At 64.2% G+C, this 14,648-nt stretch carries 17 protein-coding genes; 8 read left to right on the forward strand and 9 right to left on the reverse strand.

The features are described 5' to 3' along the window. Positions 1–6: 6 nt before the first annotated feature. Entirely contained in the window at positions 7–921 is a 915-nt protein-coding gene (locus FJ941_RS24095) for an alpha/beta hydrolase (protein ID WP_140509527.1), read from the reverse strand. Between the two features lie 121 nt (positions 922–1,042). On the opposite strand from FJ941_RS24095, the gene FJ941_RS24100 reads away from it, so the two are divergent. After that, positions 1,043–1,975, forward strand: coding sequence for a LysR family transcriptional regulator (locus FJ941_RS24100; protein WP_140509528.1), 933 nt, complete (start codon positions 1,043–1,045; stop codon positions 1,973–1,975). On the opposite strand, the gene FJ941_RS24105 is transcribed toward FJ941_RS24100, so the two are convergent. From FJ941_RS24105 to ada, 4 genes are all read right to left on the reverse strand, one after another. Continuing rightward, the gene (locus tag FJ941_RS24105) at positions 1,953–2,696 is read right to left on the reverse strand and encodes a 2OG-Fe(II) oxygenase (protein ID WP_140509530.1); all 744 of its coding nucleotides are present in this window, start codon (positions 2,694–2,696) and stop codon (positions 1,953–1,955) included. The two genes, FJ941_RS24100 and FJ941_RS24105, sit on opposite strands and share 23 nt — an antisense overlap. Continuing rightward, positions 2,693–3,244, reverse strand: a complete 552-nt coding sequence (locus FJ941_RS24110) for a methylated-DNA--[protein]-cysteine S-methyltransferase (RefSeq protein WP_140509531.1) — start codon at positions 3,242–3,244, stop codon at positions 2,693–2,695. The genes FJ941_RS24105 and FJ941_RS24110 overlap by 4 nt, the downstream gene beginning before the upstream one ends. Before the next feature lie 130 nt (positions 3,245–3,374). Continuing rightward, entirely contained in the window at positions 3,375–3,593 is a 219-nt protein-coding gene (locus FJ941_RS24115; RefSeq protein WP_246673971.1) for a hypothetical protein, read from the reverse strand. A gap of 22 nt (positions 3,594–3,615) precedes the next feature. Beyond that, positions 3,616–4,713: a bifunctional DNA-binding transcriptional regulator/O6-methylguanine-DNA methyltransferase Ada gene (gene ada, locus FJ941_RS24120; protein WP_140509535.1), complete on the reverse strand. Its 1,098-nt coding sequence runs from the start codon at positions 4,711–4,713 to the stop codon at positions 3,616–3,618. A gap of 159 nt (positions 4,714–4,872) precedes the next feature. Between ada and FJ941_RS24125 the strand changes: the two genes are divergently transcribed. Further along, complete coding sequence (locus tag FJ941_RS24125; RefSeq protein WP_140509559.1) at positions 4,873–5,169, forward strand: type II toxin-antitoxin system HigB family toxin; 297 nt, start codon at positions 4,873–4,875, stop codon at positions 5,167–5,169. Beyond that, complete coding sequence (locus FJ941_RS24130) at positions 5,169–5,567, forward strand: type II toxin-antitoxin system HigA family antitoxin (RefSeq protein WP_140509536.1); 399 nt, start codon at positions 5,169–5,171, stop codon at positions 5,565–5,567. Before FJ941_RS24125 ends, FJ941_RS24130 begins: the two co-directional genes overlap by 1 nt. Before the next feature lie 136 nt (positions 5,568–5,703). On the opposite strand, the gene FJ941_RS24135 is transcribed toward FJ941_RS24130, so the two are convergent. Beyond that, positions 5,704–6,396: a helix-turn-helix domain-containing protein gene (locus tag FJ941_RS24135; RefSeq protein ID WP_140509538.1), complete on the reverse strand. Its 693-nt coding sequence runs from the start codon at positions 6,394–6,396 to the stop codon at positions 5,704–5,706. A gap of 176 nt (positions 6,397–6,572) precedes the next feature. Here FJ941_RS24135 and FJ941_RS24140 point away from each other — a divergent pair, with 176 nt between their 5' ends. After that, positions 6,573–6,899 (forward strand): DUF1330 domain-containing protein, encoded by a 327-nt coding sequence (locus FJ941_RS24140; protein WP_140509541.1) that lies wholly within the window; start codon positions 6,573–6,575, stop codon positions 6,897–6,899. A 106-nt stretch (positions 6,900–7,005) separates the two neighbouring features. Beyond that, positions 7,006–7,539, forward strand: a complete 534-nt coding sequence (locus FJ941_RS24145) for a hypothetical protein (RefSeq protein ID WP_181169934.1) — start codon at positions 7,006–7,008, stop codon at positions 7,537–7,539. Between the two features lie 126 nt (positions 7,540–7,665). On the opposite strand, the gene FJ941_RS24150 is transcribed toward FJ941_RS24145, so the two are convergent. Next, the gene (locus tag FJ941_RS24150) at positions 7,666–8,736 is read right to left on the reverse strand and encodes a phosphatase PAP2 family protein (RefSeq protein WP_140509542.1); all 1,071 of its coding nucleotides are present in this window, start codon (positions 8,734–8,736) and stop codon (positions 7,666–7,668) included. A gap of 325 nt (positions 8,737–9,061) precedes the next feature. On the opposite strand from FJ941_RS24150, the gene FJ941_RS24155 reads away from it, so the two are divergent. Further along, positions 9,062–11,167 (forward strand): EAL domain-containing protein, encoded by a 2,106-nt coding sequence (locus tag FJ941_RS24155; protein ID WP_140509544.1) that lies wholly within the window; start codon positions 9,062–9,064, stop codon positions 11,165–11,167. A gap of 96 nt (positions 11,168–11,263) precedes the next feature. On the opposite strand, the gene FJ941_RS24160 is transcribed toward FJ941_RS24155, so the two are convergent. After that, positions 11,264–11,458, reverse strand: coding sequence for a hypothetical protein (locus FJ941_RS24160; RefSeq protein WP_181166682.1), 195 nt, complete (start codon positions 11,456–11,458; stop codon positions 11,264–11,266). 274 nt (positions 11,459–11,732) lie between these two features. On the opposite strand from FJ941_RS24160, the gene FJ941_RS24165 reads away from it, so the two are divergent. After that, positions 11,733–12,458, forward strand: a complete 726-nt coding sequence (locus tag FJ941_RS24165) for a 3-keto-5-aminohexanoate cleavage protein (protein ID WP_140509548.1) — start codon at positions 11,733–11,735, stop codon at positions 12,456–12,458. A gap of 137 nt (positions 12,459–12,595) precedes the next feature. Further along, positions 12,596–13,159 (forward strand): cytochrome b, encoded by a 564-nt coding sequence (locus FJ941_RS24170; protein ID WP_140509549.1) that lies wholly within the window; start codon positions 12,596–12,598, stop codon positions 13,157–13,159. A gap of 6 nt (positions 13,160–13,165) precedes the next feature. On the opposite strand, the gene FJ941_RS24175 is transcribed toward FJ941_RS24170, so the two are convergent. Continuing rightward, positions 13,166–14,266, reverse strand: a complete 1,101-nt coding sequence (locus FJ941_RS24175; protein ID WP_140509551.1) for a serine hydrolase domain-containing protein — start codon at positions 14,264–14,266, stop codon at positions 13,166–13,168. Positions 14,267–14,648: the final 382 nt, after the last annotated feature.

A 14,648-nucleotide genomic window follows, 5' to 3' on the forward strand; every position in this document is an offset into this window, starting at 1 on the left:
GTGCTGTTACTTGGCGAGGAAATCCGTGATCAGCTTGACGGTGGCGTCCGGGTTTTCTTCCATGATCCAGTGACCGGAGGCCGGCACAATCCCGCCCGTCACATTGGTCGCCACAAGCCGGAGAACATCGGCCTGAGTCGTACCGGCCGACTTTTCCCCGCCAACCGCGAGGACCGGCATAGTCAGCTTGCCGCCCGTGGTGAGCATCGCCTGATTGTCGATCGCATCCTGGTCGAATGCCTTGAACTGCTCGAAGGCGTCGTGCATGGCATGCGGCCGGGCGTAGAGCTTGGCGTAGTGGGCGCGCGTCGCCTCGTCGATCTTCTTGGGATCGGCCGACAGCTCATTGTAGAAGCGGTCGAGATAGATGCGCTCGCGGCCCGCCACCAGCCGTTCCATGTCGGGGCCGCGGAAGTTGAAGTGCCACAGAAGTGGGCTTTGCTTGATCTTCTCCCAGTCGCCAATACCGGGCAACGGCGCGTCGATCACCACCCATTTCGTTATGCGCTTCGGATACTGGGCGACAAGCGCGTAGCCGACCATATTGCCGATGTCGTGCGTCACCAGATCGGCCTTGTCGATCTTCAGCGCCTCCATCACGCCGGCGATGTCGACGGCCTGGTTCTTCTTGGTGTAGCCATCGTCGGGGTGCGCCGAAAGGCCCATGCCGCGCAGGTCCGGCACGATCACCGTGTGGTCTTTCATCAACTTTATCGCTGCCGCTCCCCACATGTCTCCCGTATCCGCAAAACCGTGCAGCAGCACGACCGCAGGGCCTTTTCCGCCGACGCGGACATGCAGGCTGGTGCCGTTGGTCTCTATCGTCCGCGTCTTGAAACCGGCAGGAAAGGGGACCACGCGAGCCGATGCTGGAACACTCATTGCCAACAGACCAAGGACGATGACCAAAGGACGAAACATACTGTACTCCCGACGAGATTTTGTTTGTCGCCGCCATATCGCGGCTTCGCCAACTATGACACCATGTCCTTGATTTCGTTAGGCGACGGTCGCCTGATTGTGAATTCGGGAAAGCCGAACAATGCTGAAGCTCGAATCCGCCGCCGCCTTCGTCGCCGTCGCGGAATCCGGTTCGATCACCGAAGCGGCCCGGCGCATGGCGCTGTCGAAATCGGTCGTCAGCGAGCGGCTGTCGGAACTTGAGCGCAGCCTCGGCACGAAGCTGCTCGACCGCACGACGCGCAAATTGTCGATCACCGAGGCGGGGCGCGGTTTTTACGAACGCGCCAAGCGCATCATGCAGGAAGTGGCCGATGCCAGCGCCGAAATCGCCGAGCGCCGGGGCGAACTTGCCGGTCCGCTCAGGATAGCGGCGCCGACCAGTTTCGGCATCCTGCATCTCGGCCCGGCGCTGTATGGCTTCCTGGCCAAGCATCCGGGGATTGAACTGACGCTCGATCTCGATGACCGCTTCGTCAGCATAGTGGCCAATGGCTATGACGCCATCCTGCGTCACGGGCCGGTCGTCGATGACGGGCCTGTCATCATCAAGAAACTGGCTTCCAGCCGCCGCTCTCTGGTGGCTTCGCCGGACTATCTCGAGCGGTTCGGACGGCCCGGGACGATCGAAGACTTGAAACGGCACAAGGGCATCATCTATTCCTTCCGAGGTGCCGCCGACTGGCGGTTCAAGATTTCGCGGCGGCTGGTGACGATCCGCCCGGAAACCGCGCTGCGCGTCAACAATGGGATTTTGATGCGCGACGCCGCGCTTGCCGGCCTGGGCCTGGCGCTGCTCCCCGCCTACTTCACCCGCACCGAGATCGCCGACAAGCGATTGACGGTCGTCGATGTGGCTGCGGAGCCTGAAGGAGCCACCATCTATATCGCCTGGCCCGAGGATCGGCGCGGATCCGCCAAACTGCGCGCGCTAACCGCATGGCTGCGCGACGCTTTCGGCGATCCTCCCTATTGGGAGCATGAGCCGGCGCTCATTTCGCATCGTGAAAAATGATGCCGACCGTGTGGCGCATGCCTGAGCGCAGGCGGCTGACGCCGTGGCGCAGGTTGACGCGGTAATTGCCTTTGGTTCCCTGCACCGGCCGGTTGTGGACGGCGAAAGCCACCGCGTCGCCCTGGCGCAAGGGCACCACTTCGACCCGGCTCTGCATGCGCGGCCGCTGTTCGGTCAGTGCGAATTCGCCGCCGGTGAAATCCTCGCCGGGCTCGGAAAGCAGGATCGCCACCTGCAGCGGGAAGGCGAGGTCGCCGTAGAGGTCCTGGTGCAGGCAGTTGAAGTCGCCGGGCACATATTGCAGCAAGAGCGGCGTCGGCCTGACCTGACCGGCGGCATGGCACTGTTCGAGAAACGCTGCATGCGTGCTGGGGTAGCGCATGGCGATCCCCATGCGCTCGTTCCACCGGTTGGCGACCTCGGCCAGCCTCGGATAGAGCGCGCCGCGCAGGCCGCCGACGAGATCGGGCAAGGGATAGCGGAAATAACGGTATTCGCCCTTGCCGAAGCCATGCCTGGCCATGTGAATGTGGCTGCGGAAATGCTGCTCCTGGGGGTAGAGGCCGGCGAGCTGCCGGCACTCTTGCGAGGACAGCAGCTTTTCCATCACCGCGCAGCCGAAGCCGTCGAGCTCGGCCGTGAGTGCCGGCCAGTCATAGGCGGTCATGCGTGTCTCGGCGGCTTCGACCAGCGATGGTGCAACCCTGGCGTCGGCGTTCATATCGCGGCCTCCCTTTCCAGCAAGGCGCGCTTGCGTTCGATCCCCCAGCGGTAGCCGGACAGCGAGCCGTCGGCGCGCAGCACGCGGTGGCAGGGAATGCCGAGCGCTATGGCGTTGGCGGCACAGGCCGTCGCCACGGCGCGGGCGCCGTCCGGCATGCCGAGGCGCCGGGCAAGGGCGGTGTAGGTGGTGGTGGCGCCGCACGGGATCGTGCGCAGCACCGCCCACACGCGCTGCTGGAAGGGCGTGCCGTGACGCATGTCGAGCGGCAGATCGAGACCGGCGCCGGGCGTTTCGATAAAGCGAATTGTCGCCGCGAGATCGTCGCGCAAGCCGGCCTCGTCTTCGAGCAGCACCCTGCCGGGGAAGCGGTCGGCGAGGTCCTGTTCCAGCGTAATGGTGTCGAAACCGATCAGGATGGCGCAGACGCCCACGGGGCTGCGCGCCACGAGGATGTTTCCAAGCGCGCACTGGCCGATGGCATAGGTGATGGTGTCGAGGGCTACGTCGGCGGCTGTCGCCGGCATATGGGTTTGCATGTGGTTCATTGCCTTCACTCCTTGTTGTGCCTGCACCCTAGCGATCTGGCCGCTGCCGCTCACTCCGATGCTTGCTTTCAAATTGAAGTCTCAGCTCACGAGCGCTCACCACGACCGCCGAGTAGAGCGCTAAGTGTATCTAAGCGACACGCGTGACGGACACTTCGCCGAGCACGAACACTTCGCCGGTCATCAACCGCAGCTCGAACTCACCGCTCGCCGTGCGGCCCCACTCGGCCTTGCCATCCTCGACCAGCTCTCCCATGGCGGCCATCACCAGCGTCTTCGCATCCTCTCTACTGACGGCAGCGCCGTTAGCGATCTGGCTGTTCGCACCGGTGGTGGCAGACCTGGCCATCGCGCGCATTGCCGAATCCTCGTCAAGCCCGCGAAGGCCGGCCGGCTTCGCGGTCGAGCAGCGCGCGTTTGCGCTCCGCGCCCCAGGCATAGCCCGACAGGGCGCCGTTCTTCCTGATCACGCGGTGGCAGGGAATAGCGACCGCAAGGGTGTTGGCCGCACAAGCGGCGGCGATGGCGCGGGTCGCCTTCGGCGCGCCGATACGCCGCGCGATCTCGGCGTAGGAGACGGTGCGGCCGGCCGGGATGTCCCGCAAGGCCTGCCAGACGCGCTGCTGGAACGCGGTGCCGCGCACGTCGAGCGGCAGGTCGAGACCGAGCGCCGGCGCCTCGACGAAGCCGACGACGCGGGCGACGAGCGCCTCGTAGTCGCTGTCGCCGCCGACCAGCCGTGCCTTGGGGAAACGGTCCTGCAGGTCGCGCACCAGCGCGTCGGGATCCTGGCCAAGCAGGATCGAGGCGACGCCGTTGCGGCTCGAGGCGACCAGGATGGTGCCCAGTGACGTTTCGCCGACGGCGAAACGGATCTCCTCATTGGCGCCGCCGGCACGGTAGCGCGTCGGCGTCATGCCGAGCATGCCGGTCGATTTTTCGTAGAAACGCCCGGACGAATTGAAGCCGGCATCGTAGATCGCCGATGTCACGCTGGCGCCATCTTCCAGGCCCTGGCGGACCCGGGCGGCACGCTGGGCCGCTGCATAGTCTTTCGGCGTCAGCCCGGTGACTGCCTTGAAAACGCGGTGGAAATAGCCGGGGCTGCGGCCGGCGGCATCAGCCAGTTCGGCGAGCGACGGTTCCGCCTCGCTCGCCTCGATCCTGCGGCAGGCATCGGCGACCATCGCGGCGTTGGCGGCCTCGAGCGAAGGGCCGTCCGGATTGCAGCGCCGGCATGGGCGAAAGCCTGTCGCCTTCGCCGCCCGTAAAGTGTCGTGCAATTGGACATTGGCGGGGTTGGCGCGCCGCGACGGACAGGACGGTCGGCAATAGACGCCGGTCGTCGCCACCGAATACCAGAATGCGCCGTCGGCCGACTTGTCGCGTGCCACGATGCGCGCCCAGCGCGGATCGTGGGCCACCGGCAGCGGCGCGGGTTGCAGATGTTTGGCCAGGGTGATGAACATAGTCTATTGAAGCCGCCAAAAGCCGGCCTCGCCACCCGTTTCCTGACAACTGCCGGAGGGGAAGCTTGATTGAGGTCAAAATGTCGTGTCTAGGCGCAGCTCTTCCCAAATTGGGAATTGCCCTTGTTCCCGATTTGGGAATTCGCTATATTGGGAGCCGTGCAAATCATCGCCAAGAAAGCGCTGAAGGACTTTTGGGCCAAGCACCATCAGGCCGAAGCGCCTTTGACAGCCTGGTATATTGCTGTCGGAAGTGCCGATTGGAAGGCTCCGGCCGACATCAAGGATGCATTCGGAACGACCGTCGATTTCGTGGGGGACAACCGCGTCATTTTTGACATTGGCGGCAACAAGTACCGGTTGATCGTCCACGTCGCCTACAAATTTCACCGGGTCCTGATCAAATTTGTCGGGACACATAAAGAGTATGACAAGATTGATCCGGAGAAGGTGTGATGGAGAACATCCGACCTGTTAAGACCGAAGCCGATTACGATTGGGCGATCGCCGAAATCACCAAATACTTCGAGAATGAGCCGGAGATCGGCTCACCCGACGGTGATCGCTTCGACGTTCTCGCAACTCTGATCGAGGCTTATGAGGATAAGCACTATCCAATTCAAGCACCCGATCCCGTGGAAGCCATTCATTCGCACATGCAATTGTTCAACCTGCCGCGAAAGGCTTTGGCCGAGGTGATCGGATCGTCGCCTCGGGCGACCGAGGTGCTGAACAGAAAGCGCCCCCTTACCCTCGACATGATCTTCAAACTGAACAAGGAATGGAACATTCCCGCCGAAATTCTCGTGCAACCCTATCACCTCGCAAATGAAAGGGGCGGCAAGCGCGCCTAAAGCGCGTCGCGGCGAAACAGATGCATGCGACGCGCTTTAGGTCTTTGTTTTTATGCATGTCGTTGTCCCAAAACCGAGGTCAGTTTTGGGCGACCTGATAGGCCTTCTCCCACGCGCTTGCCGGCAGCACCGGCTCCTACGCCGCGCGTTTGGGCTCCACCGCGAACGGGCTGAGCCCGAGCCAGGTCTGCATCTTCCTGCCGATGGCCTGGTCGCCGGTCAGGACGACCTTCGCGCCGGCCTTTTCGACGGTGAGCACTCCCATCCAGATCGCCGTCATCGTGTGCAGGTCGGTCGAGACATAGAGGTCGACGTCGAAGCCCGGATCGTACCAGCACAGGTCGACTTCACCGTGCTTTTCGATGATCAGCCACCAGGAGCGTTTGGAGGCGGGGAGTTCCTGATACAGAAATTGTATCACCGTGCGTCCCTCGGGCAGCGGCGAGGGGTTCAGGTTGCGCCGCATGTCCCACATCAGCAGCGACGGATCGAGGTTCTTCAGGGACAGCCTGGATTCGACCCATTTCTGGCCCCAGAAGCCCATCGCCTCGACGACCGGACGCAGATCGCGGCCGGCCTCGGTCAGCCGGTAATCGAAAATCCCTTTTTCTCCCTGGACCTCCTTGCGCTCGACGATCCCCGCCAGCTCAAGCTCCTTCAGCCGTTGCGACAGAAGGGTCGGCGACATTTTCGGCACGCCGCGGCGCAGGTCGTTGAAGCGGGTCGACCCCGCCACGAGCTCGCGCATCAGCACCATCGTCCAGCGGGTGCACAGCACCTCGGCGGCCATCGATAGCGGGCAGAACTGTTTGTATCCGTGCTGGGTCATGGCTGTGCCTCTCCCTCGAACCTTGGGAGAACATTAGCCCTTCGCGATTGAGGCGGCGAGTACAGAAACTGTACCGGCCCAGTACAGATCGCGGACTGGCTGGCGTGGGCCTTGCCATGCGAGCCCTTTGGCCGGTGCACGGGATACCCCTGTGCGCCGCAACCAGGAGACGAAAAATGACTGCTTACGTTATCGCCGACATCAAGATGAAGGACCCGAAATGGGTGCCGGCCTATGCGGCCTCGGTGCACGACCTCGTCCACAAGCATGGCGGCAAATATCTGTCGCGCAGCGGTAATGTGAAGACGCTTGAAGGCAAGCCGCTCGACACCACGCTGATCGCCCTGATGGCTTTCCCGTCGGAAGCCGCGGCGCGCGCCTTCACCAACGATCCGGCCTATGCCCCTTTCGTTTCGGCCCGCCAGGACGGCAGCGACAGCCGTTTCCAGCTGATCGACGACACCGATCTGGCCGGAACGATCCCGTATCTGCCGAAGGGATGACCGGCATTCGCCGCGGGATCTCCAAGCAGCAACAGACACGGCGCTTGCCCGTCGCGCCGCCGTATTGCCGGCGGCCGGCCAGCCGTGCTTTTTCAACAGGAATGGAATGGATATGAAATCAAACTTTCGCAACGGGCTTCTCATGGCGGGGGCCATGCTGGCCGTCTGCACGACCTTTGCCCAGGCGCATCAGGAGGCGGCGGGCGCGCCGGATGCCAGTCCGCTGGCCGAGAAGGTGCGAGCCGCCAACAGCCGGTTTCTCGACGTCAACGCCGCGACGGCGGAAGGCTATGCGCCTATTCCCTGCGCCAGCGGCATCACCGGCGGCGCCATGGGCATCCACTATGTCAATGGCGGGTATCTGAAGGACGACAAGATCGACATCGCCCGTCCCGAAGCGGTGATGTACGAGCCGATGGCCGACGGCACGCTGAGGCTGGTGGCGGTCGAATACATCGCCTCGAAGGGGCCGGCTTCGCTCGAGGGACAGCTGTTCAACTTCAACAGCGCGCCCAACCGCTATGGCCTGGGTGAATTCTACGAGCTGCATGTCTGGGCCTGGAAAGGCAACCCGACCGGCACGTTCGCCGACATGAACCCGAAAGTGTCATGCGAGCACGCGATGGCGCCGAGCCAGTAACCGGCACGGCCAGGCGGCGCCAATGCCGCCTGGCCGTTGTCCGAAAGTTCCTGTCGACCCCATGAAATCAGCGATGCGGGCGTAGCAAACGGCTCTTGCTGCCTTGGACGAAGCCAGACAGGCTGATCATCGCGATGCCGTTTCGGGCAGCGGCAGTTCCATCCCGGCGCTGTCCCGGCTCGCCCGCGGCAGAACGAAACGTCCGGCCAGGTACCACAGCACGGACACGACAAGGACGGAAAGGTAGCCGTCCACGGCATAGTGCCAGCCGGTATAGACCGAACCGAACAGGATAAACGCCGTGAAGGACCAGCTGGCAAACGCCCACCGGCGACCGAAACCGCTCAGAAAGAACGCGTTGAGCGTGGCGAAGGCGACATGCATGCTCGGCATGGCGGAAATGCCGCCGCCAAGTTCCGGCCGTTTGCTTTCGAAGGCGGCAAGCAGATGGTTGGCATAGGTATGAACCGGCGCGGCATAGCTGTTGTGCGCCAGAGCATCCCGCAATGCGCCAAATCGGTCGCCGCCATAGAACTGGTCGTGGAATATCGGACCCGTGGACGACAACAACGTGGCCAGGACCGTGCCGCACACGATCGTGGTCAGCGCCAGCGCCCAGAGATAGCGCAGACGCCCTGCCGGGTTGTTCCAGAAGGCGACGAACAGCAAAGTGCCGAACCATTGCACGTGCCAACCGTATCCGTAGCCCAAGAAAACGACGGCCGAGACGGATTCGGGAACGACGCTGTGCGCCCATGCCCAGGGGTCGGCGCCATGCAACCCAAGATCAAGTTCCGCCAGCATGCCGTCGGCGTAGAATGGCACGAAGTCCGGGATGGAGATCTTGAAGGTGGTGAAGGCTGTGATACCGAGAAAGAACAGCAGGATCACCGGTGCGGCGCCCAGCCAGCGCTGCCTGATCGTGTCGAGCATGAACCTGGTTGGGTTTTGCCTGGAGAATGTCAGCGCCACCAGGCCGAGGCCAGCAGCAAACAGCGCGGGCAGGAAGAAAGCGAACGGCTGGACGTAGGATTGGGCCAGGTGCAGGTACCGGTCCGGCGCGACGCAAAGCGCGGCCAGGGCGTAGGCCAGGCACATGGCCGTCAGCAGCCAGCCGCTCCTGGTGGTCGCGATGTCCAGGTCAGGAACGGCAAGGGTGCGGCCATCGCCGTCCCTGTGCCCGGTGCACGCACTCATCGAAGACATCCCGCCAGCTGCCCAATTTTTCCGAATCTTGTCTATAACGCGAAGTATTACTGCCCGGTTACACCTTGGAGGAAGGCTCTTTCAAGTATCTGACGGATATGATTCTTCCATTTTCCTCAAGGAATTGTTCACGAAGACGTCGATGAAATGCGGCAGTGTCGATGATTGCCTGTTCCGCCGGAAACGCTGCCGCGCCTCCGCCGCGGTCGAAGAGGGCATCGTTTGTCTGACATTCCGACCCCTCCGCTGCCCGGTAACGGTTTCTTCTCTGGTTTTGCCGCAGATTGCGGGTGGGGTGGAGCAGGCGAAACGGACGATGGCGGGTCACGGCAAGAAAAGTCGCAACGGAGCGTTCTGGGCCAAGGCCCTGGAGAGCGCCGATCTTGGCGTCTGGGATTGGAATCTTCGCACCGGCGACTGCTTCTATTCGGCGACCTGGGCGCGGATGCTGGGGTACGAGGAGGGCGAACTCGCCAATACCAGCGACCTGTGGCTGCAACTGACCCATCCCGACGACCGGGAACGGGCGCAGGCCAGCGGCGACCGCCACATTGCCGGGCTGACCGACGCTATCGAGACCGAACTCAGGCTCAAGCACAAGCAGGGCCATTGGATATGGGTGCTCGACCGCGGCGGCATCGTCGAGCGCGACGCCGACGGCAAGCCGCTCAGGCTGATGGGCGTGCAGACCGACATCTCGAAGCAGAAGGCGGCCGAAGCCGCGCTCGAACAGGTCAATATCCGCTTTCGCCTGGCGCTCGCCGCCAGCGGCAGCGGCATCTGGCACTACGACATCGCCACCAACAAGAGCTATTGGGACGCGCGCACAAGGGAGATATTCGGCCTCGTCGCCGTGAACGATGAGGTGACGGCCGACCTCTGGCACAGCTACCTGCATCCCGACGACAAGGACGCCGCCGAACGCGCGCACAGGGTGCCGCTGGAAACCGACGGCGTCATCGCCGCGCAATACCGCATTATCAAGCGCGACGGCCAGATCCGCCATGTCGAATCGCTGCTGCGCTTCGTCGCCGCGGCGGGCGCGGCCGGCCTGGTTCTCGGCACGGTGCGCGACATCACCGAGGACAAGGTGCGCGAACAGGAACTGGCCTTCGCCGCCCGTCACGACGCATTGACCGGACTGTGGAATCGCACCGCTTTCGACAGGCTGCTCGCCGGCCAAATCGCCACCGGCGCGTCTCTGGCGGTGTTCTACATCGATCTCGACTACTTCAAGGCGCTCAACGATTTCGCCGGCCATGCCGCGGGCGATCTGGCGCTGAAGAGCGTCGCGGCGGGTATTGGCCGTTGCTTGCCGCCGTCGGCGCACGCGGCGCGGCTCGGCGGCGACGAGTTCGCGCTGATGGTGCCCGATTGCGATGCCGTGCAAGCCGAACAGCTGGCCGGCGCCATCCTGGCGGCCGTGCGCGACGCCGATCTCGGCCTTGCCGCGACGTCACGCCGGCTGGCGGCCAGCATCGGCATCGCCATCGTCCGCGACCGTGTCACCACGGTTGCCGACGCCCTGGCCTGCGCCGACGATGCCTGCTACGCGGCCAAGGCCGCCGGGCGCGGTCGCTTCGCGCTGTTTTCGACCGATGCCGTCTCCGGTTCGGGCGGCCTCAATGCCGCACGGCTCGCCGCCGACACGGTCGACGCCATGGACGACGGCAGGCTGAAACTGTTCGGCCAGGAGATCCACCAGCTAGGCAGGCCTTGGGAAGAGAGCCGCCATGTCGAGGTGCTGGCGCGGCTTGACGGAAAGACCGGCCGGCTGATCCCGCCCGGCGAATTCATACCGGCGGCGGAGCGCTTCGGCGTTGCCGCCCGGCTCGACCGCTGGATCATCCGCACCGCGCTGTCGCGGCACGGCGCGGCGATGAAATCCGGCGCGATCACGCTCGGCTTCAACCTGTCGGCGCAGACGCTGAGCGATCCCGGGCTGTGGGACTTCGTCGACAGCATCATCGAGGAAACCGGGGCGCCGCATTCGGGCATCGGCTTCGAGATCACCGAAACCGCCGCCGTCACCAATTTCGATGCCGCCGAAACCTTCGTGCGCAAGGCGCGCGAGCGGCGCTGCAAGGTCAGCCTCGACGATTTCGGCGCCGGCATGAGCTCGTTCGAATATCTCAGGCGCTTTCCGGTCGATGCCATCAAGATCGACGGCTCGTTCATCGAGCACGTCACGGAAAGCCGCTTCGACCGCGAGATCGTGCTGGCCATCGCCAGCATTGCCCGCAGCCTCGGTTGCGCCGTCGTGGCCGAGAAGATCGAGCGGCAGGACACAGTGGCCATGCTGGGCGATATGGGCGTCGAGTTCGGCCAGGGCTTCCTGCTGCACCGGCCCGAACCGCTGGAGCGGATCGTGGCGCGCGCGGGGCAAATGGCGGGCGGCGCATCGAGTCGCAAGGCGTCCTGACGGACAACTCGCATGTCGCCGAAAGCGGCCTGGATAACGACATTCGTGAAGACTTGATGCGCGTAGCCCGAATCCGCTCAGCGCGGCGGGTTTTGTTCAGCCGTGTCGGCGCGCCGCCGCTCGGGGAAATTCCAGCACCCCGGGTTCCGGCTTCCTATGCTGTGCTTCCGCCACCGTCTCGATCAACAGATCGAGGGCCTCGCATGTCGAACGGCTCGTCTCGTCATTGCCGCGCAGATAGTGGTAGGCGCGTTCGAGATGAAGACGGGCGGCTGAAAAATCACTGGTCAATGGTCCCTCCATGATACCGCCCTAATGTATCTTGGCCGGCCTGGCGCAATTTGAGGTAAATATCCACAAGCGCCTTTTATTCAAATGCCGGCGGATGCCTCGCGGCTGGCGGCGGCACGTCGTGTCAGGAGTGGCGGCGCCGCGGCCTTGCGCGGTCTGGCGGCGCGCCTACAACTTCTGATTTTATGCATGTCGTTGTCCCGGAACCGAGGCACCTCAGGGCGACATGCATTAGCATGCATTAGACTGCGCTCTTTTGTCCGAGGTGAAATCGATGATCGTCCAGGCCTGCATCAACGGCGCGCGCCCGCGCGATTTCCATCCCAGGCTGCCGCTGACGGCGCAAGCGATGGCCGGCGATGCGGCTTCCTGCGTCGCCGCGGGTGCCGCCGAACTGCACATCCATCCGCGCGGCGCCGACGGGCGCGAAAGCCTGGCGGCGGTGGATATGACGGTGCTTGCCGTGCGCCAGGCCTGTCCGGGTACATTGATCGGTGTGTCGACCGGCGCATGGATCGAGAACGATGTGGCGCTGACCCGCGCGGCGATCGCGGCCTGGCGCGAGCTGCCCGACTATGCCTCGGTCAATCTCTCGGAGCCCGACGCACCCGAGGTGATGGAACTGTTGCGTAAACAGGGCATCGGCATCGAGGCGGGGCTTGCCACGACGGATGATGCGGAGCGCTTCGTGGCGCTTGCCGATCGTAGCAGGGTGCTGCGCATCCTGATCGAGATCGACATACCGGACCTGCCTACAGCCCTCGACGAGGCGCGCGGCATCGCCGCCGTGCTCGAACGCGCGGGCGTGCGGCGGCAGATCCTGCTGCACGGCGTCGACGGGACAGTCTGGCCGTTCGTGGATCTTGCCCGGCAAAAGCGCTGGTCGACACGGGTCGGGCTGGAGGACGGCAATACGCTGAGCGATGGAACGGTGGCGAGGGACAATGCCGAGATCGTGGCCGCGGCCGCCGCGAACTTCCGCTCCACGAGTATGAGCTGAACCTTGTCAGGCCGCGCCGCCGGCGAACTCGGTGATGCCCGCCATTCGCGCAGCAAACCCATGTCGCCTGACGAACAGCTGAAATAAGGCCACATTCGAGGGCGAGGGGAGATGTCCAACTGTTTCGGAGCTCTCGCATGTCGCTGTCCGGCACGACAACCCGCTATGGACGCCTCGCCCAGGCATTTCATTGGCTGACGGCACTGCTGGTGCTCATTGCTTTCCTGGTCTCGGCGGGTGGCCCTCCGGAGCGGGTCTATTCAGCGGCCAGGGCGTCCACGCTGCTGCTGCACGAGTCGCTCGGCTTTACCGTTTTCTGCTTGCTGGTCATTCGCCTGGCCTGGCGCCGGTTCGATCGCATTCCCGAGGCGCCGGCCATGCCTGCCTGGATGGAGGTCGCCTCGAAGGCAACGCATTGGGCGCTCTATGCGCTGCTGTTCGCGGTTCCGGCGACAGCCATGGTCGGCGCCTTGTTCGGCGGCCACCCGGTCACCGTCTATGGGTTGGGCGCGATCGGTCCGTTTTCCGGCACCTGGGGCGCGCCGCTGGCGGAGATCCACGGCACGCTCGGCGATATCATGATGTGGCTCGCTGGCCTGCACGCGGCCGCGGCCATCTTCCATTACGTCTTCTTGCGGGATCGCGTGCTGAGCCAGATGCTGCCGGGCCTGCCCGATCCATCGTCCGGGCAGGGCGGCTGAACGCGGTCAGTCGAGGATGATGCGGATCGCCTGGTCGACCACCGGGTGCAGGCCACTGGCCTGGAAGGACAAGCGGTTGCCGGAACCGACATTGCTGGTCATGGCGATGGTGAGGTCCGTCTCGGGATCGTGCAGCATGACGGCGACATAACCCGGAATGCTGCCTTGGTGGCCGTAGAAGGCGCGGTCGGCATAGGCGCTCTGGAACATGCCCGCGCCGGTCTCGCGCATGCGGGTGCCTGGAAAGCTCGCCGGCACGCGGTGTTCGAACATCTCGGCGAAGAACGGCGGTGACAACAGCTTCCCAGAAAACAGGCCGCGCATGAAACCCACCATGTCGGATGGCGTCGACACCATGTCGCCGCAGCCATAGGCGGCGCCGAACGGGAAGGAGTCGGACGAGTCCTGCAGCTCGTCGGAATAGGGCAGCACGCCGTCCATGCGCCACATCTCGCCGCCCGAGGCGATGTCGGTGGGCGCGTTCCGCGCCGGCGGCGGCCGGTGGTAATAGCCGCGCACCATCGACTTTTCCGGAAACGCTTCGGTCGCCGGCGACCAGGTGTTCTTCAGGCCGAGCCGCTCGAGGATCGCGCTTCTGACATAGGCGCCCAGCGGCTGGCCGGTGAGGGCCTCGATCACCATGCCGGCCAGGACATAGCCGGTGTTGTTGTAGACGGCTGGCCCGCCCGGCGCCTTCTGCTTGTCGGAGGCAAAGGCGATGTCGGCCAGCTGCCGCGGCGTCCACCGCCGGCCCGGGTCCATCGGAATGTAGTATTCGAACTCCGGCAGGCCGCTGCGGTGGTTGATCAACTGGCGCACTGAAATATCGCCGGCGCCCGGCAGGTCCGGGAACCAGGATGAGATCGGCGCGCCGAGATCGAGCTTGCCGGTCTCGGCGAGCTTGACCAGGGCGGCGGCGACGAAGGTCTTGGTGCAGCTGCCGATCTTGAACAGCTGGTCTGGCGTGACCGATGTGCCATGCGCGCGGTCGGCGAGGCCGGCGGTAAGGGCGGTCGGCGTTGAGTCACCCTTGGCGTAGGCCAGCGAGGCACCCACCGCGCCGTCGGCAAGGTAGCTGTTTAGGAGGGAGGTCAGGTTTTTTGGCATGATGGTCTCGCTTTCCTTTTTCCTTCTCCCCTTGTGGGGCCCGAAGGGCGGGCGAGGCCCGTGACTCGCCCAGGGCGGTGGATCGGCGCGCAGCGCCGAGACGGTTGAGGGGTGTTCCAGCGGAGTGGGGCGTTGGCGTTCCCTGGAACACCCCTCATCCGACCGAGATCGTTTCTTCTCCACAAGCGAAAGGGAGTTTCTTTCATCCTCCCGGCCCTTCGCTATGGCTCCGGGCGTTCCAGCCCTTTGAAAGGTCCACTGGACCTTTCAATTTGCCTCCGGCAAACCGGGCTCTCACCCCACAAGGCAGGGGAATCGCATATGGCGTTTTGGGAGTTGAAATTGGTCTGAGAAGAGATTCTTTGGGAAGGCAGTCCAGCGA

Source organism: Mesorhizobium sp. B2-3-13, from assembly GCF_006442195.1.
Lineage (GTDB): Bacteria > Pseudomonadota > Alphaproteobacteria > Rhizobiales > Rhizobiaceae > Mesorhizobium > Mesorhizobium salmacidum.

Excerpts from the sequence above, each read along its gene's own strand:
- FJ941_RS24170 (WP_140509549.1), top strand. The coding sequence starts at position 12,596 with ATGTCGCTGTCCGGCACGACAACCCGCTATGGACGCCTCGCCCAGGCA.
- FJ941_RS24105 (WP_140509530.1), bottom strand. The coding sequence starts at position 2,696 with ATGAACGCCGACGCCAGGGTTGCACCATCGCTGGTCGAAGCCGCCGAG.
- FJ941_RS24140 (WP_140509541.1), top strand. The coding sequence starts at position 6,573 with ATGACTGCTTACGTTATCGCCGACATCAAGATGAAGGACCCGAAATGG.
- FJ941_RS24095 (WP_140509527.1), bottom strand. The coding sequence starts at position 921 with ATGTTTCGTCCTTTGGTCATCGTCCTTGGTCTGTTGGCAATGAGTGTT.
- FJ941_RS24165 (WP_140509548.1), top strand. The coding sequence starts at position 11,733 with ATGATCGTCCAGGCCTGCATCAACGGCGCGCGCCCGCGCGATTTCCAT.
- FJ941_RS24145 (WP_181169934.1), top strand. The coding sequence starts at position 7,006 with ATGGATATGAAATCAAACTTTCGCAACGGGCTTCTCATGGCGGGGGCC.
- FJ941_RS24175 (WP_140509551.1), bottom strand. The coding sequence starts at position 14,266 with ATGCCAAAAAACCTGACCTCCCTCCTAAACAGCTACCTTGCCGACGGC.
- ada (WP_140509535.1), bottom strand. The coding sequence starts at position 4,713 with ATGTTCATCACCCTGGCCAAACATCTGCAACCCGCGCCGCTGCCGGTG.
- FJ941_RS24130 (WP_140509536.1), top strand. The coding sequence starts at position 5,169 with ATGGAGAACATCCGACCTGTTAAGACCGAAGCCGATTACGATTGGGCG.
- FJ941_RS24115 (WP_246673971.1), bottom strand. The coding sequence starts at position 3,593 with ATGGCCAGGTCTGCCACCACCGGTGCGAACAGCCAGATCGCTAACGGC.
- FJ941_RS24135 (WP_140509538.1), bottom strand. The coding sequence starts at position 6,396 with ATGACCCAGCACGGATACAAACAGTTCTGCCCGCTATCGATGGCCGCC.
- FJ941_RS24110 (WP_140509531.1), bottom strand. The coding sequence starts at position 3,244 with ATGAACCACATGCAAACCCATATGCCGGCGACAGCCGCCGACGTAGCC.
- FJ941_RS24100 (WP_140509528.1), top strand. The coding sequence starts at position 1,043 with ATGCTGAAGCTCGAATCCGCCGCCGCCTTCGTCGCCGTCGCGGAATCC.
- FJ941_RS24150 (WP_140509542.1), bottom strand. The coding sequence starts at position 8,736 with ATGAGTGCGTGCACCGGGCACAGGGACGGCGATGGCCGCACCCTTGCC.
- FJ941_RS24155 (WP_140509544.1), top strand. The coding sequence starts at position 9,062 with ATGGCGGGTCACGGCAAGAAAAGTCGCAACGGAGCGTTCTGGGCCAAG.